Origin of the sequence: Streptomyces roseofulvus, assembly GCF_039534915.1 — a bacterium.
GTDB classification, from domain to species: Bacteria; Actinomycetota; Actinomycetes; order Streptomycetales; family Streptomycetaceae; genus Streptomyces; species Streptomyces roseofulvus.
The window spans coordinates 7,176,953-7,195,150 of sequence record NZ_BAAAWE010000001.1; the positions used below are offsets into that span (position 1 = coordinate 7,176,953).

14 protein-coding genes and 1 pseudogene are annotated in these 18,198 nt (G+C 68.9%); 4 read left to right on the top strand and 11 right to left on the bottom strand.

Annotated features, from left to right (window positions below; translation table 11 throughout):
• Nucleotides 1-84 precede the first annotated feature (84 nt).
• The 3 genes from ABFY03_RS33015 to ABFY03_RS33025 form a co-directional block, all read right to left on the bottom strand.
• A complete protein-coding gene (locus ABFY03_RS33015) occupies nucleotides 85-1,269 on the bottom strand; it encodes an SAVED domain-containing protein (RefSeq protein WP_346171594.1) in 1,185 nt (394 codons plus the stop codon).
• Between the two features lie 466 nt (nucleotides 1,270-1,735).
• Complete coding sequence (locus tag ABFY03_RS33020; protein ID WP_346171595.1) at nucleotides 1,736-3,253, bottom strand: flavin-containing monooxygenase; 1,518 nt, start codon at nucleotides 3,251-3,253, stop codon at nucleotides 1,736-1,738.
• Between the two features lie 28 nt (nucleotides 3,254-3,281).
• Nucleotides 3,282-4,157, bottom strand: coding sequence for an alpha/beta fold hydrolase (locus ABFY03_RS33025; protein ID WP_346171596.1), 876 nt, complete (start codon nucleotides 4,155-4,157; stop codon nucleotides 3,282-3,284).
• Nucleotides 4,158-4,435: 278 nt separating this feature from the next.
• Here ABFY03_RS33025 and ABFY03_RS33030 point away from each other — a divergent pair, with 278 nt between their 5' ends.
• Nucleotides 4,436-5,176, top strand: coding sequence for an IclR family transcriptional regulator (locus tag ABFY03_RS33030; RefSeq protein ID WP_346171597.1), 741 nt, complete (start codon nucleotides 4,436-4,438; stop codon nucleotides 5,174-5,176).
• A gap of 221 nt (nucleotides 5,177-5,397) precedes the next feature.
• Nucleotides 5,398-5,631 carry a hypothetical protein gene (locus ABFY03_RS33035; RefSeq protein ID WP_346171598.1) on the top strand — a complete coding sequence of 78 codons (234 nt, stop codon included), beginning with the start codon at nucleotides 5,398-5,400 and terminating at the stop codon, nucleotides 5,629-5,631.
• A 171-nt stretch (nucleotides 5,632-5,802) separates the two neighbouring features.
• Here the strand turns inward: ABFY03_RS33035 and ABFY03_RS33040 are convergent, their stop codons facing one another.
• The 8 genes and pseudogenes from ABFY03_RS33040 to ABFY03_RS33075 form a co-directional block, all read right to left on the bottom strand.
• A complete protein-coding gene (locus tag ABFY03_RS33040) occupies nucleotides 5,803-6,414 on the bottom strand; it encodes a TetR/AcrR family transcriptional regulator (RefSeq protein WP_346171599.1) in 612 nt (203 codons plus the stop codon).
• 345 nt (nucleotides 6,415-6,759) lie between these two features.
• On the bottom strand, nucleotides 6,760-8,115 hold the full coding sequence (locus ABFY03_RS33045; RefSeq protein WP_346171600.1) for a flavin monoamine oxidase family protein: 1,356 nt from the start codon (nucleotides 8,113-8,115) through the stop codon (nucleotides 6,760-6,762).
• 498 nt (nucleotides 8,116-8,613) lie between these two features.
• Nucleotides 8,614-9,864: a saccharopine dehydrogenase family protein gene (locus ABFY03_RS33050; RefSeq protein ID WP_346171601.1), complete on the bottom strand. Its 1,251-nt coding sequence runs from the start codon at nucleotides 9,862-9,864 to the stop codon at nucleotides 8,614-8,616.
• A gap of 425 nt (nucleotides 9,865-10,289) precedes the next feature.
• Nucleotides 10,290-10,724 (bottom strand): annotated as a pseudogene (locus ABFY03_RS33055) (Re/Si-specific NAD(P)(+) transhydrogenase subunit alpha); the annotation flags it as partial.
• A gap of 43 nt (nucleotides 10,725-10,767) precedes the next feature.
• The gene (locus tag ABFY03_RS33060; protein WP_346171602.1) at nucleotides 10,768-11,652 is read right to left on the bottom strand and encodes a crotonase/enoyl-CoA hydratase family protein; all 885 of its coding nucleotides are present in this window, start codon (nucleotides 11,650-11,652) and stop codon (nucleotides 10,768-10,770) included.
• Nucleotides 11,653-11,695: 43 nt separating this feature from the next.
• On the bottom strand, nucleotides 11,696-12,670 hold the full coding sequence (locus ABFY03_RS33065) for an NAD(P)H-dependent flavin oxidoreductase (protein WP_346171603.1): 975 nt from the start codon (nucleotides 12,668-12,670) through the stop codon (nucleotides 11,696-11,698).
• Between the two features lie 197 nt (nucleotides 12,671-12,867).
• Nucleotides 12,868-14,472: a sodium:solute symporter family transporter gene (locus ABFY03_RS33070; RefSeq protein ID WP_346171604.1), complete on the bottom strand. Its 1,605-nt coding sequence runs from the start codon at nucleotides 14,470-14,472 to the stop codon at nucleotides 12,868-12,870.
• A gap of 1,092 nt (nucleotides 14,473-15,564) precedes the next feature.
• Nucleotides 15,565-16,209 carry a TetR/AcrR family transcriptional regulator gene (locus ABFY03_RS33075; protein WP_346171605.1) on the bottom strand — a complete coding sequence of 215 codons (645 nt, stop codon included), beginning with the start codon at nucleotides 16,207-16,209 and terminating at the stop codon, nucleotides 15,565-15,567.
• A 190-nt stretch (nucleotides 16,210-16,399) separates the two neighbouring features.
• On the opposite strand from ABFY03_RS33075, the gene ABFY03_RS33080 reads away from it, so the two are divergent.
• Both ABFY03_RS33080 and ABFY03_RS33085 read left to right on the top strand, forming a co-directional pair.
• Entirely contained in the window at nucleotides 16,400-17,155 is a 756-nt protein-coding gene (locus ABFY03_RS33080; protein ID WP_346171606.1) for an SDR family oxidoreductase, read from the top strand.
• On the top strand, nucleotides 17,152-18,198 hold the full coding sequence (locus ABFY03_RS33085) for a phosphotransferase family protein (protein ID WP_386723799.1): 1,047 nt from the start codon (nucleotides 17,152-17,154) through the stop codon (nucleotides 18,196-18,198). The genes ABFY03_RS33080 and ABFY03_RS33085 overlap by 4 nt, the downstream gene beginning before the upstream one ends.

Below are 18,198 nucleotides of genomic sequence, written 5' to 3' on the forward strand. Positions count from 1 at the left end.
CTGTCGGCTCTCGGCGGCAGGCCGCTCAAACCCCGGCCGCCCTCCGGCACAGCTCCCCATAACCCCGCACGCCGTGCCGCGGCCCTACACCTCCGCACCCGAAGAATGGGATGCCGCCCGGCGTCCCATTCCACTATCAGCCCGGACCTGCCCCACCTCCAAGGTGGACACATAGCGGCCCGCCAGACGCTCGTAGATCACCATTTGCGGGTGCACCTGCGGATGGTGAGCACGGCCCAGGACGACAGCCGCGGAGAGGGGAACGGCAGGCAGGACATGCAGGCGGCGCAGCGACTTCGCCTCCCTTTCCAGCCGTGCCAGAAACATCCGCAGCGTCACCTCCAGCTGCCGCAGTGATGCCCGGCACCGCAGTATGTCCGGACCGGCCTGCGCATTCACCGGCCTGACCTCGTAGCGGCGCAGCGCCGAAAGCTCCTGCGGAATCTCATAGGGGGCGATGACCCCTGAGACGTTCATCACGACGACAGCCTCGTGTCCGTGCGGCCCACCCTGAACCGGACGCGCGGTGAATTCGGTGACCAGGCCGCTCTCGGCCGGCCATGCCCAGGACTGCTCGTGCCGGTGACGCTGGTAGATGTCCGTGGGCACGGTGTCGTCCAAGACCGACCCCAGATAGACCAGCAACGGCAGACGTGCGAACCCGAACACGCTCATGTGCTGTACGGATTCCCGCTCTATCCCCGGCCGTAGCCGATCGCGGACCACGCCGTCGATGACCTTGGCCGCCTGCCGGTAGTAGAGGCGGCTCGCCTCGGCGGCGGCCTCCGCATCCCAGGCAGCGGCTGCCTGCTCGCCGGGAGTGTGCCGCAGATCGATCTCCACACCATGCCGGGTGTAGGACTCCAGGTACAAAGGAAACCGGTGGCCCGCCGTCACTGCGTCGGCAGCGGTTTCCCGCGACAGCTCCACCGCATTGCCGTGCACCGACCCCACCATCCGCACCACCGTGGTGGCCCTCTCCGGTCCCAGCGCGGTCAGGTGCCTGACCCTATCCTCGTGCTGCTGCTTCACACGGCGCAGCCACTCGACGGTGAAGACGTCCAGAGCGGCCTTCGCGTCGATCTCCATATGCTGCTGGGCACACAGCAGCATCAGATTGTCTGCCTCATCCCGGAGGGCTATGTCCAACGGATCCCCGCCGCGCGGCGAGCGTGGATCAGTGCTCTGCCCGACAATGTGCGCGACCTCCCCCAAAGGCAGTGTCCGTCCCGACATGGCCCCCTCCAGCAGATACGCGTTGCACAGCATGCACCTGCCTCCACTGCGCACCCACACAGCGAGGATCGCCCTGGGTGAAACACGGTTCCGTTTCCCGCCGCTTCCGCTCATCAGCGCCCCCTCCAGCCTTTCGCGACAGAGCAGACGCTAGATGACGCCTCCCCGGCACCAGGGGGATTTGACAAAGCGCGGCACACCCTAGGAACACGGCTCCGAACCGTCCAGTCGCAGCTCGACGCCCTCGGCCGAGCAGCCCAGATGATGCCGGGAGACATCCGTGAACAGCTGATGCGCGAGGATGTTCCGGTTGATCATGATCACCACGGGCTGGATCACCCCACCCTCGCGCGAGCACCCCTCGGCCGCTAGCACGCACCAGCTCGTAATCTGTCGGCGGGGGTGCCCCGTGGTCCTCAGGACTCTTTCTCGCAGTGGGAGTGGTGCTCGGACATGCCGTGAGGGATGAGGCCCGGTGTTCTACCGGGCCCCATGGTGCTTACGCGGGCGTAGCGAGCTCGGCGGTGGTGTACGGGGTCGGGTCGAAGGTGCCGTTGCGGTACCGGAACTCGTGCGCGAACTCCGGCCAGACGATGGTCAGGCGGCCGCTGCGCTCGTCGACGTACCAGCTCTTGCAGCCGTCGCTGAGCCAGACGGTGCCCTGGCTACGCTCGTGGAGTTCGTCCACGTACCGCGCCTGGGCCTCGGCGGGCACGTCGACGACGCGGTTGCCATGGGCCTTGCTCCACTCGAGCGCACCCAGGACGTAGTCGATCTGGGCCTCGATGATGTAGACGATGGAGTTGTGGCCGAGTCCCGTGTTGGGGCCGTTGATGATGAACAGGTTGGGGAAGCCGGCGACCGTGGTCGACGCGAAGGCCTCCATGCCCTCGGCCCAGTGGTCGGCGAGTGAGAGCCCCTCCGCGTCCCGGACCAGGGCGGCGTACGGCGGCTCGGTGACCTCGAATCCGGTGCAGAAGATCAGCACGTCGCATTCGTAGGCGTTGCCGTCCGCAGAGAAGACCTTCTCTCCTTCGACGCGATCGAGGGCCGAGGCCTCCAGCGTGACGTTGTCCCGCTGCAGTGCCGGGTAGAAGAGGTCGGAGATCAGGACCCGCTTGCAGCCGATCTCGTAGTCGGGCGTCAGCTTGGCACGCAGCGTCTCGTCCTCGACCTGGTTCGCAAGGTGCTTGCTTGCGAGCGCCTTGGCCTGGGCGAGGTACTGCGGAACCGCCCGCCGCTGCGCGTAGGAGTTCTCGAGCATCCAGAAGATCTCCGAGCGGTGGGTGGCCATGGACTCCGGGTCCCGGCGGAAGGTCCGCTTCTCGATCTCGCTGTAGGCGCGGTCCGGACGTGGAATGACGTACGGGGCACTGCGCTGGAAGACCACCAACTCGGAGGCGATCTTGGCGAGTTCGGGGATTACCTGGATCGCCGTGGCACCGGACCCGACGATGCCGACCCGCTTGCCCTCCAGGGAAACCTCGCCGTCCCAGCGGGCCGAGTGGAACACCTGGCCGGTGAAACCGTCCAGGCCCGGGATCGGGGGAAGGCTCTCGTCGGCGAGGTGTCCTGTGCCGGTCACCAGGTAGCGTCCGGTGAAGACGCCACTGGAGGTCCTGACCCTCCAGAGCTGCGCGTCGGCGTCCCAGCGGGCGTCCTCGACGTCGGCGCCGAACCGGATGTGCGGCAGCAGCCCCTCCTCACGGGCGGTGTCCCGCAGGTACTGCTGGATCTCCGGGCCCGGGGAGAACATCCGCGACCAGTCGGGGTTGGGCCGGAAGGAGAAGGAGTAGAGGTGCGAGGGGACGTCGCACGCGGCGCCGGGGTAGGTGTTGTCGCGCCATGTGCCGCCGACGTCGTGCGCGCGCTCCAGGGCGACGAAGGACTCTCGGCCGTTGCGCTTCAGCTGGGCGGCCATGCCGAGGCCGGCGAAGCCGGTGCCGATGATGACGACCTCGACGTGGGCGAGGGGGTCCTCGGTGATCTGGCCCTGGGAGGTGGTGGGCGTGTTCATGGGAAATCTCCGTTTGGGGTGAGTGGCTCTACGGGCGGTCGGCGGGAACGATCGAGCCGGCGGCGTGCCGCGACGGCGACGCGTTGAACTGGTCGATGATCTGGACCAGTTGGGCGGGACGTTCGAAGACGACGGCGTGCCCCGACGCGATCTCGGCGTAGCGGGCGTCGGGAATCGCGCCGAACAGCGCCTTGCTGTGCCGCACCGGCACCATCTGGTCGTGCGTGCAGCCTACGACCAGCGTGGTGGCCTTGATGCCCGGGACCAGCCCGGAGATGTCGACCGTCTGGTTCAGCGCCATCTGCAGGTCGTAGAAGTCGTCCGGGGCGAGGGACTTGAGTGTGTGCGCCAGCTCCTCGAGGTTGGCGAGGGCCAGGAAGGGGCCGCCGAACGCGCAGAAGGCCGTGTACTCGCCGAGCGCGGACGAGCCCTCCTTGCGTAGCTGCTGCCACACCTTGTTGCGCAGCTTCTGCTGGGCGTCCGTGGTGATCCACCCGGCCACCAGGACGAGGTTGCGCACCAGCTCGGGGTGGCGCGCCGCGACGGCCGCGGCGACGACGGAGCCCAGTGAGTAGCCCACCAGCGTGACCGCCTGGCCGGGGAGCACGGCTTCGACGACGGCCGCGACTTGCTTCTCCAGGTGCTCGACCGTGAGGGTGCCGCCGGCCGGGACTGGCTGGGCCAGGTCGACCGAGACGACGCGCTGCCGCGCGGACAGCAGGGGGAACAGGTACCCGTAGTGCTTCTGCGTACTGCCGCCGGTGCCGTGCACGAGCACGATCGGAGCCCGGTCGTCTCCCTGGCCCGAGAAGTGCGCCGCGCCCGAATCGGAGTACCGCACCTCGGCGCCGTCGACGGTCAAGCTCCCCTCGGCGGCCTGGCGCTCTGATTCGACCTTACTCATGACGGTTCCTCTTTCCGGTGTGCACGGCATAGAAGTCCACTCAGTGGACTATTCGCGGCTCTAGATCATTCGGATCGGCTGGGATCGCCTCCCCGTTTGATGAAAGGCTCGACCTATTCCTAAGTCAAGAGGTGCCGATCACAGGAAGGTGTCCAGTAGAAAGAGATTTTCGCGAATTCCACTGAGTGGACTTCGTTGCGGATGGCGGCATGAGTACCGCAGTATGGGCCGGACAGGGAGGCGTAATGGAACCGACAAGAACGAGCGTGGTTTCCCGGGTGACGGGCATCCTCACCGCGGTCACTCGGCATGGCTCGGAAGGGGCTCGTCTGCTCGACGTCGCCGACGCGACGGGCATCGCCCGCCCTACGGTGCACCGGATTCTCCAGGAACTGATGGGGGCCGGCTTCATCGAACAGCGCTCCGGCAAGCGGTACGGACTGGGGCCGGCTCTCTACACGCTGGGCCTCGGCGCCCCCAGCCCGATCCGCGACCTCGGGAACATCGAGAGGGCGGCCCAGCGCCTCGCCCAGCAGACCGGGGACACCGTCTACGTAGCCATCCGGCGGTTCGACGGCGTGCATTACCTGACGCGCTGCGAGGGCGCCTACCCCATCCGGGCAAGGCTCGTCGACGTGGGCGAGACGATGCCCCTGGGCGTCACCTACGCCGGCATCGCCCTGCTCTCCTGGCACGGCCCGGAGGCCATGGAAGCCCAGGTGCGGGCCAACCAGTCGGTACAGCGCACGCTGCGGGGATCCATCCTGGACCTCGGCGACAACGTGACGGCCGTACGCCAGGCGACCGCCCAGGTACGCGAACGCGGCTACTGCTTCGACAGGGACACCGTGTTGGAGGGCGTCTCGGGGCTGGCGGCCCCGATCCTGTCGGCGACCGTCGAACCGTACATGGCCCTCACCATCTCGGCGATCAACGACCGTCTTCCCCCGTGGCGCGTGGACGAGGTGGCCCCCCTCCTGCTGCGGACGGCCCGTGAGATGACCGCCTTCATCCAGTAGGGCCGCGTCACCCCGGCGACAGCGCCGATTCACGGCCCCCAAGACCCTCTTGCGAGATTGCGGCCTGCGCGACGGCAAGGCGCGAGCGGTGAGCGTCCACAACGTCGTGGCCCAGGACGACTACGGGGTGCCCGAGTAGACCCACTCCAACACGCTGAGGCCGACGAAGCTGAAGCGCCGTAAGGCGGCGGAGTTCCGGGGAGACGCTGCTGCCGTGGTCGGTGTGGGAGGCGATCGAGCGGTACGCGGCCAAGTACGGCACCACGCAGGACGGCTGTCTGCTGCGTGGCCCGGGCGGCTGCTTCACCGAGGGGATGGAGCGACGGCGGGTGAGGCAGCTCTTCGCGGATCTGCCGCCGGAGGCGCGGGTCGGCGATCACGGGCCGGCCGAGTCGGTGTGCGCCCTCTACAGCGACAGGGTGGTCGGTGTCGACGTCCTCGACCTACCTCTGTGAGTCAGTGCAGCCCCATCGTCGAGAAAGCTGCCCTACGGCCGTCCCGACTGCTGGACCGGTCGTACGCGCCATGGCCTCCTGCCATCGCAGGAGGCCATGGACGTCCGCGAGCCGGTTCTCATGGCCGGAGAGCCGGCTGATGCGTTCCACTTCGTGGTGAAGGGTCCGCGGTCAGCCAGGTGCTGCCGGCACGGACACGAGCCGATCTGCCAGCCAACTGTCGAGTATCGACGTGGTGATCTCCATCTGCTTCACCGCGGTGGACTGATCCGCGTACGCAAGCCAGTTCAGGGCGAAGCCAGCAGCCAAGGTGGCGATGGCATAGGCGATCTCATCAATGGTTTCCGCTTCGGCCGGGGGGCTCGAGGCCGTGCCCCGAAGCACTGTGCGCATGGCCTCGACGGCCCCGTCGTACACCCTGATGCTGCGGTCTTCGTGCCGCCGCCGCGCCCAGCCGGTGAGTTCCAGCGCCGTCGTCGCGAAGTCGGCTGATTCGAGGTAGCACTCCATCAGCCTGCGGAGAAGTCGTCGAGCCGTCGTGGCCCGGTCGGCATGGGGAGCGCTGCCCCTGACTACATCGCGGAATCTGCGGGCCGTGAAATCGTAGACGTCCGCTATCAGGTCTTCCTTGGTGCGGTAGCAGTAGTGCAGCGTCGCCAGGGGTGCCTGGGCCTGTTCGGCGATCCGCCGGGTCGTGGCGCCGTCGATACCCCGCGTCGCGATGACTTTCACCGCTGCCTCGATGAAGACGCCGCGCCGTTCCGCGGCGGGGATTCGTGGCACGACTTCCTCCTGTGTAAAGGTCCCCCCGCTAGCTGGGTTCCTGATGAATTCAACCCGCAGCCTGGCAATTGGGATGAAATTGATGGTTGTCGTCGAGATTTACGCCCGACTGGGCGTACGTTTAGGGCTCATGAACAAACCCACTTTGGCCCATGAGGCGTATAGCGAGATCCGCCTCATTGGTGCGGCCGCAGCTGGTTTTCGTCGTTGGCTGCGCCAGCCGACCTGGGCGTGCTTTCCGGACCGAAGCCGAGGATGACGTCCTCACAGGCGGGGTGATTGTCGGCCTCGGCACTCCGTGTGCGCCGCACTCGGCCCGGGCGCCGGGATGCCCGGGCGGAACGGTCAGTGGTCCAGACTCGAGAGAACCGCCTTCGCCGCGTTCTCGCCGGACGTGGCCGCGTCGGCGAGTGACGGCATGTCGAGCTGATAGTCGCCGGCCAGGTGGATCGGTCCGAGGGGCGCGCGCAGCGTCGGCAGCGACTCGCGTCCTCGGGGCGCCCAGAACGGCACCACGCGCTGGTGGCGACGCACGATTCCCTCCCCGAGCTTCCCCGCGAGCTGGGGGTAGACCGTGAGCAAGTCCTTGGAGAACCGGGCGACGATCTCTTCGTCGGAGAGTTCGAAGAGGGCGTCGGCCGAGGCGCCGCCGGCGAAGCACGCCAGCGCGCCGCCCGGTTTCCGTGGACCGTTCTTGCGGAGGGCGGCGGCGTGGTTGAACACCGCCTGGAAGGAGAGCTGCGGTGTGGAGACCCCGAGGAGTCCGTCCCAGGGCTGAGGCCCCTCCTCTTCCGTGAAGAAGCCGACGACCACGTACCGTCCGTAGCGGATGTCGTCGAACGCGGCGCGGTACGTCTGCGGGAGTTCCGGAAGGATGTGCAGCGCGACGTCACTGGGGACCGAGACGATGGCGTGCTTCGCGCGCAGCCGTGCGGGGCGGCCCGTGGCGACGTAGTCCACGACGACGCCGTCTTCGCTCGTCTTCACGGACTGGACGGCGGAGCCCAGCCGGAGGCGTTCGCCGAGGTCCGAGGCGAGGACGTCGGTCAGGGTCTGGTTCCCCCCGACGGGCAGGGCGAAGTTCGGCACCTTCGCCGGGTCCGTCAGGGCGATTCCGATCGAGGTCACGAGCTGGGTCGCCGCCGTCTCCTCCGGCTCGCACCCCATCCACTGACCCGACCAGGACCGGACCACGGCCCGAGTCACCTCGGAGCGGACGCCGCGCAGGAGGTCCGACGCGGGACGCCTGTCGAGCCTGGCCCGCACCTTCTTCGCCAGACGGCTCTCCGATTCCAGGAACGGGACCGCCGAGAGGATGCGGGCACCGACCATGGCCAGGCCGACTTGGTCCTTGAGACTCATCCGTGTGCGGAACATGAGGGCGAGCACATTGGACGTGTCGACCAGTGTCCCGTTGAGTACCAGCGCCACGCTCGTGTCGGCCAGGGAACCCATCTCGATGTCGTGCCGATGGAGAGCGTCGATCAACGGCCCGGTCCCCTCCGTGAACTGGGTGCCGACGTTGATCCAGTAGTCACCCTTCCGGACGGTCTCGACGCGTCCGCCCGGCCGGTCCGCCGCTTCGAGCACGACGACGTCGGCCTTGCCCGCGAGGGTCGTCGCCGCCATGAGGCCCGACATTCCCGCGCCGATGACCACGACGTCGCAGGTCTCCTCGTCACTGTGTTGCACTGCGGCCATGACTCGCGACTCCCTGTACCTGTTCCTCGTGCATTAACTAAAACTGTAATCGATTTCGATAACTTTGGAGTCGCCGACTCCATGACATCCGGACGGCGCGCGTGCGGTGCGTGGTGCAGAACCCGTTCGCTCGATCTCCGCAACCTGGTCCGCGCCGGCTGACCGGTTCAGGTGCTGCACCGAGGGGTTGGTGCTTGACTGGCAGCCCGCGGGGCCCTTGCTGGGAGAGCGGGAGAGCAGGGGGCGGGTGAGCGCCTCGTGGCGGCCGTGGTGCGGTCGGTGACGGAGTGCGGAGGGTGGGTGGGGGCCTCCCGTAAGGGAGAGCCCCGACGCGGAGCGGAATAGCCCCCCTGCGACGGAGCGCTCCGGCCGGCCCGGCGGCAGGCGTTGTGCACAGCCGCCCTGCAGGGGTGGGGCGACCAGGGCACCGTTGCACCCGAACCTTCCGAGTGCACGGTCGCAGCGATGCCCTGGCCAGGGTCAGGTCGGAGGCGATCCCTAGCGCACCGACTCGACGATCTCGTATCGCGGTGTGCCCACACGCTCCAGGGCGTTGTAGAAGGACTCCGGCTCGGCCCAGTCCTCCGGGGCGAACGAACCGGCGCGCTTGCCGGCCTCGTCGAGCGCCAGCACCATGAACGCGGCGCAGGCGGTGCCCGTCACCGTCGCCATGCTGGCGACGAGGTACGCCCCCGGCCCGCTGACCGGCGTACGGCGGACGGCCACGGCCGGGCGCCCGTTCCGGGTGCCGCTGACGCGGGCCAGCAGGCCGCCCCGCCAGGTGTAGCGGCGCCGGACGGCCGAGGCTCCGAGGAACTTCAGCAGCTCTCCCGTTCCGCTCTCGCCTCGGCGGACCTGGGTGATCATGCCGCCCAGGGCGTGGCGCCAGCCCACGGGAGTGCCGAAGCGGCTCTTGACGATCGACATCATGAAGTCGACCGCCTCGTCGGAGGTCATCCGGCCCGACTCGATGGCCTGCCCGAGTCCCTTGACGAGCCCGTTTACGGGGGCCGGGTCCATGCCGCCCAGACAGCGGATCCGCTGGGCCTCGGGATAACGGCGGTGCATGGTGACGGGCTCCGGGTGGGCCGTCTCGTAGAGCAGGGTCTCGCCCAGACCGCCGCCCATCGGCGCCGTACCGGTCTCCACGTACGACTCGTGGACGACCGGCCCGCCGTTCTCCCACGTCAGGCACTCACCGGCGGCGATGTGCATGAGGTGCTGAAGCACGGCCCGGCCGACGTCCGGCCGCTCGTCGCCGACGGTCCAGAACATCTCGATGTCCTCGACGGTGTCGAGTTCGTTCGCGGCGTCGACGGCCAGCACGTTGCTCATGCCCGGCGAGGCGCCGCAGCCGATGTAGAGCGGGATTCCCGCCTTCTGCGCCTTGTCGGCGAGGCTCAGCGCGTGCTGGGTGCTCTCGACGTCGTCGTCGAAGTCGAGGTACGGCACCTTCAGTTCGATGCAGGCCGTGATGACGGGCTCGGAGGTACGGATGTAGGGGCCCGCGCCCAGGACGACCAGGGCGGCGCCCTTCACCACGTCGAGAAGGGCCTCGCGGTCGTAGAGGTCGAGCCGCCGGACCTTGGCCCGGCCCGCCGGCAGCCTCTTCACCAGCGGCTGCAGCAGCTCGGGCCGGATGTCGCACAGGATGAGCTCGAAGTCGCCGCCCGCTCGCGCGAAGCGCTCGATGGCCACCTTGCACATCTCGCCCGCGGCGCCGATGAAGACGACCCGCCGCGCCGTCATGCGACGACTCCGGCCTTGAGCACCACAACGTCATAACAGTGGGTCATGACCCGCTCCGTTCTGTTGTCGTCGCCGGGTACGCGCGGCGACCTCCGTGTCGCGGACGGCTGAAGAGCCGAAGGCGAGAGTTCGGTATCAAATCGAATTCGAGTTTAGCTGTCCGTCGACTGCAGTCAAGGTCTCGTTGTCAACGAGGCCGACTCGGGACTCGCGGCCGACAGGATGCGTCGGCCTACGGAAACGCCTGCTCGGCCCGGGTGGACTTGCCCTCGCAGCCGTGATGCGCGCCTCGGCGCTTGGCGAGCTGGGCGACGAGCAGCAGGCCGCGGCCACCCGGTGCGGAGTGGCGCCGTTGGTGTCGAACATTTCGCAGGTCAGGGCCGATTCGAGGACGAACCGCAGGCGGACGGGGCTTGCCGTAGGTGCGGGTCAGTCGTCCGGACGATCGCGCCGAGCGAGCCCGAGGCGCCGATCGCCGCCAGGCCGGCGACGCCGGCGCCCGCGACGAGCACCTTCGCGGGCGGCACCTTGCCCGCGGCCGTCACCTGGCCGGTGAAGAACCGGCCGAACTCGTGCGCCGCCTCGATGACGGCCCGGTAGCCGGCGATGTTCGCCATCGAGGACAGCACGTCCATCGACTGCGCCCGGCTGATGCGCGGCACGGCGTCCATCGAGACCGCGGTGAAGGGGCGGCGGCCCAAATCCTCGACCACCGCCGGGTCGAAGGCCGGGGAGAACATGGCGATCACCGTCGCCTCCGCCCGGACCCCGTCCAACTGCGCGGCACTTGGGGCGTTGACCCCGAGGACCACGTCCGCCGCCACCGCGTCACCGTAGGGCGACAAGACGTGCGCAAGAGCCGTTGCGGGCAGGAAGCCTTGCGCGCGGGCCGATGGCCGGTCCTCAGGACGCGGGCGTATCGAGCCACTCGTCGTAGAACGGCGGCATCGCGGAAGCCCGTTGGGTGAAGACCGGGGAGCGCTTCTCGCGGAAGGCCGCCACGCCCTCGGCGCCGTCGCCGATGCTGGAGTAGAACATGGCCAGGGATTCGACCCGGTGTGCGTCCTGCGGGTCGTCCAGGAAGGCGTTGCGGTACGTCATCTGGCGGATCAACGCGGTCGAGACCCGGGAGCGGCCGAGGGTCCAGCGGTCCGCCAGTTCGACGGCGCGCTTCAGGAGCTGGTCGGGGTCGTGGACCTCGGTGGCGAGGCCGGCCTTCGCGGCGGCCTGGGCGTCGAGGATGTCGGCGGAGTACAGCAGGTCCAGCGCTTTGGGCATGCCGACCAGGCGGGGGAGGAACCAGGTGGAGACGGCTTCGGGTGTGATGCCGAGGCGGCCGAAGACCAGGCCGAAGCGCGCGTCGGTGGACATCAGCCGGGCGTCCATCGCCAGCGTCATGGTGGCGCCGATCCCGACGGCGGCGCCGTTGATCGCGGCGATCACGGGCTTGCGGCAGGCGTGGATCGCGAGCGTGACCCGTCCGCCGGTGTCCCGGACCCGGCTGACGGCGGGGTCGTTCAGGTCGCGCAGGTCGGCCAGAGTGGGCGTGCGTGACTCGTCGAGCCCGAACGCGTTGCCCTCGGAGCCGAGGTCCATGCCGGCGCAGAACGCCTTGCCCGCGCCGGTGACGATGACGGCGCGCACGTCGTCGTTGTCGTTGACCTCGGTGAAGGTGCGCTCAAGTTCCCCGGCCATCGTGGGGGTGAAGGCGTTGAGGCGGCCGGGCCGGTCGAGGGTGACGGTGAGGATGCCGTCGTCGATGCTGTGGTGGAGGGTGGTCCAGGTCATGGGGGTGGGTTCCTGTCTCTGTGGTGCGGTGTCGGTGCCGGGGTCATCCGCGCAGGTCGGAGAGGCGGCCGATGATCTTCTCGGCGTCGGTCACGATGCCGCTGACGATCTCCTCGCAGGTGGCGACGGACTCGATGAGTCCCTGGGCCTGCCCGGCCCACCACAGGCCGTCGTCCATCTGTCCCTCCTGGAGCACGCGGGTGCGGCCGCGGACGCCGGAGGCCAGGTCGGCTACGTCGGCGAAGACCGCTCCGGGGCGGCGGGAGCGGGTGACGATCTCCTCGGAGATCGCGTTGCGCGCGACCCGGCCGGTGTTGCCGAACTCGCGGAAGACCAGCTGGGTGGCCCGTTCGTCGTTGGCGACGATCTGGTCCTTGACGTTCTGGTGCACCGGGGCTTCGGCGCTGGCGACGAAGCGGGTGCCCATGTTGATGGCGCAGGCTCCGAGCGCGAGGGCGGCCGCGAGTCCGCTGCCGGTGGCGAAGCCGCCGCTGGCGATGACCGGGATGTCCAGCTGCCGTGTGGCGGCCGGGATGAGGACGAGGCCGGGGATGTCCTCCTCGCCGGGGTGGCCGGCGCACTCGAAGCCGTCGATGCTGACGGCGTCGACGCCGAGCTTCTGGGCCTTGAGGGCGTGCCGGACGGCCACGGCCTTGTGGATCACCTTGACGCCATGGGCCTTGAAGTCCGCCACGTGCTCGGCCGGGTTGCTGCCGGCGGTCTCCACCACCGTCACGCCGCTCTCGATGATGGCCGCGCGGTACTCGGCGTAGGGAACCGGCTTGATGGTGGGCAGGATGGTGAGGTTGACGCCGAACGGCCGGTCGGTCATGTTGCGGCAGCGGGCGATCTCCGCCGCCAGTGCCTCCGGGGTGGGCTGGGTGAGCGCCGTCAGGAAGCCGAGCGCACCGGCGTTGGCCACGGCGGAGATAAGCTCCGCCGTGCCGACGCCGGTCATGCCGCCGCAGGCGACCGGGTGGTCCACCCCGAACAGTTCGGTGAAGGGGGTCGTGATCATGTGAGTCCCTCTTGATTCTGGTGCCGTCGTCGGTACGCGGGTGGTGGTCCCGTTGCGGCCGACAGGGCAATCCGTGCGCATGGACTTAGATGTGGAATCCAAGTCAAGTTTCGACTCTAGGGGTTTCCGCCGAGAACCTGTCAAGCTCTGTCCGGCCGGTGGTACGGGAGGGGCGCACCGGAGGCGCGGTCGGCGCCCTATGCCTTCACGGCATCGGTCTGCTGGGACTCGATCATGGCTCGCCCCGACGGCCTCGTGCTGCCCAGCCAGCCCAGAAGGAATGCCGTCGGTACGGAGATCACACCCGGAGTGTGGAACGGGTACCAGCTGAAGTCCACCTTCGGCAGCAGCGCGTAGTCAGTTCCGGAAACGGTGGGGGAGAAGACCGTCAGGACGACGCAGGTGAGGAGTCCTCCGTAGACGCACCAAAGGAGACCCCGGCGATTGAACCTCGGCCAGAAGAAGGAGTAGACCAGTACGGGAAAGACGCACGTCGCCCCCACGCCGAGGGAGAAGCTCACCAGGAACTCGACGGGATACCGGTGGAAGGTGACGGACAGCGCCATTCCTCCGACGCACAGGAGGACGACGGCGAGACGAACGGCCCAGATCTCTCCGGCTCCGGAGAGAGAGCGCCTGGTCCGGGTGAGGACGTCGTGCGTGAGGGAGACCGAAGCGGCGAAGGTCACGCTGGTCACCGCGGTCAGCACCGCGAGGAAGGCGACGCACGCCACGAGGGTGATGAGGACCACGCGCCACGTCGACGCGTGCCCGAGCACGCCGGAGGCGAGCAGGATGGGGGCTGCTTGTCCGTTCGCGTCGACCGCGCTGATCTCCTCGCTGCCGACCACCGCCGCTGCCGCGACCCCGGTCGTGGCGAGGAGGAGGTAGAAGGCGCCCGTCAGTCCCACCGAGAGACTCGTGGAACGTCGGGCCGACCTTCCGCTTCGTGAGGCGCCGATGCGGAGTACGAGGTGGGGCATCATCGCCGTGCCGAGGATCACGACGATGTGATCGCTGATCGTGTTCACCGGGCCGAGGTTCACCGTGTGCGCCCACAGTCCGGGGCTCAAGTACGTGTCCGGCGCCGTGCTCCGATCCGCGGCGGCCGACAGCATGTCACCCGGATCCCATGAGAACGTGTCCAGGGCCAGCAGGGTGACCACCACGAGCGTCGCCAGCGTGACGGGTACTTTGACGACCTGGACGAAGCTGGTGCCCCTCAGGTCGGCCACCGCGGCGAAGCACGTGATGAGACATCCCATCAGCACCGTGCAGGCCACCTGCGAGGCAGGACTCGACATGCCGATCAGGAGGGCCGCGCTGATGCCGGCGGCGCGCAGCTGGACCATGAGCAAGGGGACGGTGATGACGAGTGTCACGACGGCGGCCGCCGTCCGTGTTCCCGGACCGGACGCGCGCAGGGAGAAGAGACCGCCGAGTGTGTAGTGACCGCTGTCACGGATCCTCTGGGCGAGGAGGAGCAGCACTCCGAGCGCGAGGACGCTGTCGGCGATGACGGAGGCGAATCCGTCGTAGCCGAAGAGCGCGACCGCTCCCGGTGCCGCGAAGAGGGCGACGACCGTGATGTGCTCGCCGGCCAGCGCGAAGCCGTTGAAGACCGGTGAGAGGGAACGGTCGGTGATGTAGAGCCTTTCGGGGTTGTCGTCTTGGCTGGCAAGGGTGAAGACCCAGAGCAGGCAGAGACCGATGAAGACGAGAAAAGTACTGATCACGGGCCCCCGGGCGGCCGAGCCGACCGGGTCGACCGTGCCCCAGCTCAGGAGAAGCGGAGTCGTCACCGGCTCACCACCCCGGCTGCCGCGAGGAAGACGCTTCCGCGGTCCCGGCCCGGGGCGGGCTGCCGGCCGTGCCCGGCCCCGCCCCCTCGCACAGTCGCGTGGACCGGTCCTCGTACCACCACGTACTGAGGAGGAAGAGGGCGAGCTGCAGGGCGACCCATACGACACCGAGCGTGAGTCGTCCGTACACGGTGACACCGGCGATCGCGGGGGTGCAGGACAGCACCACCCCGATGGACAGGGGTACCGCGTTGACGACCAGGAACGTTCGCCGTACGCGTCGGCCGACGTCATGGGGGCCGACGCCTCGTGGCGAGGCGGGCGGACCGCCTGGGGGAACCGGGCTGAAGGGGGCGCGCAAGGAAACCTCCGGGCGCTGAGGAGTGGCGGGCGCGGCGGCCTCGTACGGGAGGAGCGAGCCGATCTTCCGGCGGGCGCGGGGCAGCCGTGATGTCCCGCTACGCGCCGGGCGGTAGGCCGTGAGAATCGCGCCGAGAGAGTCGAAGTTGATCTCGAATTGACTCCGAATTTATGCACAGCGAATCGTCCAGCGTCAACCGCCACGGCCCGTGGGCCTGTTGACCTGGGCCCGTGGCAGCGACCTGGCAGGCGTAGCGGCGACTTCGCCCAGTTGGCGTGACCACCCGGGCCGCAGCGTCGAACTGAACTCCGGCCGTGAGAGCCTTGACGACACTTGCCCAAGGGTTAAGCTCAAACTCGATTCTGAGTCGTCACGGATGGGCGAGTCGCTGTCCTTGGCGGTGGAAGTGGAACGGCGCGGCCCGTGGCCTGCTGCCACGTTGGGGCGGGTGACAAGCGCAGGCCCGTCAACGCGCGCTTCATGCCGCCCCGGCTTGGGCGAAGCCGACCCTCGGTCGGTCGGTGCGCCGGCTCGGTCGCCGTGGGGCCGGAGGGGCCCGGGGGGTCTGCATACCCAGGAGGGGGCGGATGCTCCGTGACGCGAGATCGGCGAGTCGCCGCGCTGGGGACGCTCGCGATTCGCCCCGGCCGGGGCGTCACCGTGAGCCGCGCTCGAGGAGGGCGGGTGCGGTGGTGCCCCGGTCTTCTACCACCCCGTCCACCCCGGGAGGGTCAGTTCCGCCCGGCACGCCTTTCGGCGATGTGGGTCTCCACGTACGCGATCACGATGCGGCGCGCTTCCCGGATCGTGGCGTCGTCACCTTCCGGTGAGTGCCGGAAGGCCGCGTTGAAGAGCTGGTTGCCCACGTCGAAGGCGAGCTGCACGACGAGGAGGGGCAGGTCGGCGGGAATGAGCTCGCGTGCGACCAGGAGCCGCCACACCCGCTCGGCCTGGACCTCGTCGAACGCGCGGACCTGCGCACTCACTGGCGCGAGATGTCTCTTGAACCACAAGGAGACGCAGCCGGGGTGGCTGCGGAAGTAGTCGAGCAGCGAGTCGATCACCGTGTCGACCACGTCAGGAAGCGTGCGCGGCCGCTCGTCGGCCAGGGCGGCAGCGAGTCGGGCGTCCAGTGCGTCGGCATGGCGTCGCAGTAGTTCGGCCCCGACCTGATGGCGGTGGGAGAAGTAGTGGTACACGGAGGCGACGGGGATACCCGCTCGCTCACCGATCCCCCTCAGCGTGGCCGCCTCGTAACCCTGCTCGCCGAGCAGGGCCTCAGCGGCGTCGAGGATGGCCTGTCTGCGCGCGATGCCACGACGCTGTGCCCTGGCGGGGCGCGGAGGCGTCTGGAGGGTCGACTTTTTCTCGAACACAATTCGACATTACATCAGCCAAACCGCACCTTGCGGCGCCCAGAGGGTTGACACCGCGAGGCCGAGACCTAAACTCGAATTCAAGTCAATTTTGAGTGCTGTACCCGGGCGCGAGGCTCCACCTGCGGACGCCTGCCTACCGACGGCCACCTCCGCGGTCCGCTCCCAGTGCGAGGAGAAACAAGGAACCATGTCCGACAGATTCGCGGGACGAACCGCGATCATCACCGGTGCCAGTCGTGGCATCGGTCTCGCGATCGCCGAACGACTCGTCGCCGACGGCGCGAAGGTCGTGATCACCGGGCGCAAGGCGGACGCACTGGCCGAGGCCGTCACCCGCCTCGGCGGGCATGACCAGGCACTCGGCGTCGCCGGACACACCGCCGACGCCGACCACTGCGACGAGGTCATCACCCGGGCGATCGACACCTTCGGCAGCGCCGATCTGTTGGTCAACAACACCGGGATCAACCCCGTCTACGGCCCGCTGACGGAACTCGATCTCGCCGTCGCCCGCACCATCGTCGAGGTCAACTGCATCTCCGCGCTGTCCTGGGTGCAGAAGACCCACCAGGCATGGATGGGCAAGCACGGCGGTGCGATCGTCAATGTCGCGTCCGTCGGCGGCATCCGGCCCGCGCCCGGGATCGCCATGTACGGCGCGAGCAAGGCGATGCTGATCCACCTGACGGCGGAGCTCGCCCTTGAGCTCGGTCCCGGTATCCGGGTCAACGCGGTCGCCCCGGCCGTGGTGAAGACGAAGTTCGCGAGCGCCCTGTACGAGGGGCGCGAGGAGGAGGTCGCGGCGGCGTACCCGCTGGGCCGGCTCGGTGCTCCCCGTGACGTCGCAGGTGCCGCGGCCTTCCTCCTCTCCGAGGACGCGGCGTGGATGACCGGCCAGACAGTGGTCGTCGACGGCGGCTTCACACTGGGGGGTGCAGCATGACGGGCGGCTCGTGTCACGACAGGACGCCGGGCTTGGACCTCGCACGCCTGCGCCCCTGGTTCGCCGAGGCCGTGCCGCACGCGCGAGTCGGCACGCTCTCCGCCACCTTGATCACCGGTGGCCGGTCCAACCTCACCTACCTCCTCACCGATGGCGAGGCCGACTGGATCCTGCGCCGGCCGCCCCTGGGCCACGTCCTTGCGACGGCCCACGACATGGGCCGGGAGTACACGGTGATGGCGGCACTCGCCGACACCCCCGTCCCCGTGCCCGCCCTGCACGGCATGTGCCTCGACACCGGCATCCTGGGCGCCGAGTTCTACGTCATGGAAGCGGTCCCCGGCAGGCCGTACCGCACGGCGGCGGACCTGGGACCGCTCGGGCCGGCGCGGGTGCGGCGGATCTCCGGAGCCCTTGTCGACACCCTCGCCGACCTCCACGCGGTGGACCCCGATGCGGTCGGGCTCGGTTCCTTCGGCCGCCCCGAAGGCTTCCTCACCCGCCAGGTCGCGCGCTGGCGACGCCAGCTGGGCGCCTCGTACTCCCGTGACCTGCCCGACGCCGTCACCTTGCACGCCGCGCTGGAGGAACGGGCCCCCGCAGCCGACGCCGCCGCCCGTCCCGGAATCGTCCACGGAGACTTCCGCCTCGACAACGTGCTGGTCGACGGCGACGGCCGGATCCGGGCCGTCATCGACTGGGAGATGGCCACCGTCGGCGACCCGGTCACCGACCTGGCGCTGATGCTCCTCTACACCCGCCTCGCCCGTCTCGTCGGTGCCGAGATCGCTCCCGACGCCGGCCTGGCGCCCGGTTTCCTGACGGAGGCGGAGATCGTCGCCCGCTACGCCGCCCGCAGCGCGCGCGATCTCGGCGATCTCGGTTTCCATCTCGGCCTCGCGGCCTTGAAGCTCGCCTCGATCCTCGAAGGCATCCACTACCGCCATCTCAAGGGACAGACGGTCGGCCCCGGCTTCGACCGGATCGGCGAGGTGGTCCATCCCCTTCTGGACGCCGGACTCGCCGCACTCAAGGAACACTGA

Excerpts from the sequence above, each read along its gene's own strand:
- ABFY03_RS33015 (WP_346171594.1), bottom strand. The coding sequence starts at position 1,269 with ATGCTGTGCAACGCGTATCTGCTGGAGGGGGCCATGTCGGGACGGACA.
- ABFY03_RS33020 (WP_346171595.1), bottom strand. The coding sequence starts at position 3,253 with ATGAACACGCCCACCACCTCCCAGGGCCAGATCACCGAGGACCCCCTC.
- ABFY03_RS33025 (WP_346171596.1), bottom strand. The coding sequence starts at position 4,157 with ATGAGTAAGGTCGAATCAGAGCGCCAGGCCGCCGAGGGGAGCTTGACC.
- ABFY03_RS33045 (WP_346171600.1), bottom strand. The coding sequence starts at position 8,115 with ATGGCCGCAGTGCAACACAGTGACGAGGAGACCTGCGACGTCGTGGTC.
- ABFY03_RS33050 (WP_346171601.1), bottom strand. The coding sequence starts at position 9,864 with ATGACGGCGCGGCGGGTCGTCTTCATCGGCGCCGCGGGCGAGATGTGC.
- ABFY03_RS33060 (WP_346171602.1), bottom strand. The coding sequence starts at position 11,652 with ATGACCTGGACCACCCTCCACCACAGCATCGACGACGGCATCCTCACC.
- ABFY03_RS33065 (WP_346171603.1), bottom strand. The coding sequence starts at position 12,670 with ATGATCACGACCCCCTTCACCGAACTGTTCGGGGTGGACCACCCGGTC.
- ABFY03_RS33080 (WP_346171606.1), top strand. The coding sequence starts at position 16,400 with ATGTCCGACAGATTCGCGGGACGAACCGCGATCATCACCGGTGCCAGT.
- ABFY03_RS33085 (WP_386723799.1), top strand. The coding sequence starts at position 17,152 with ATGACGGGCGGCTCGTGTCACGACAGGACGCCGGGCTTGGACCTCGCA.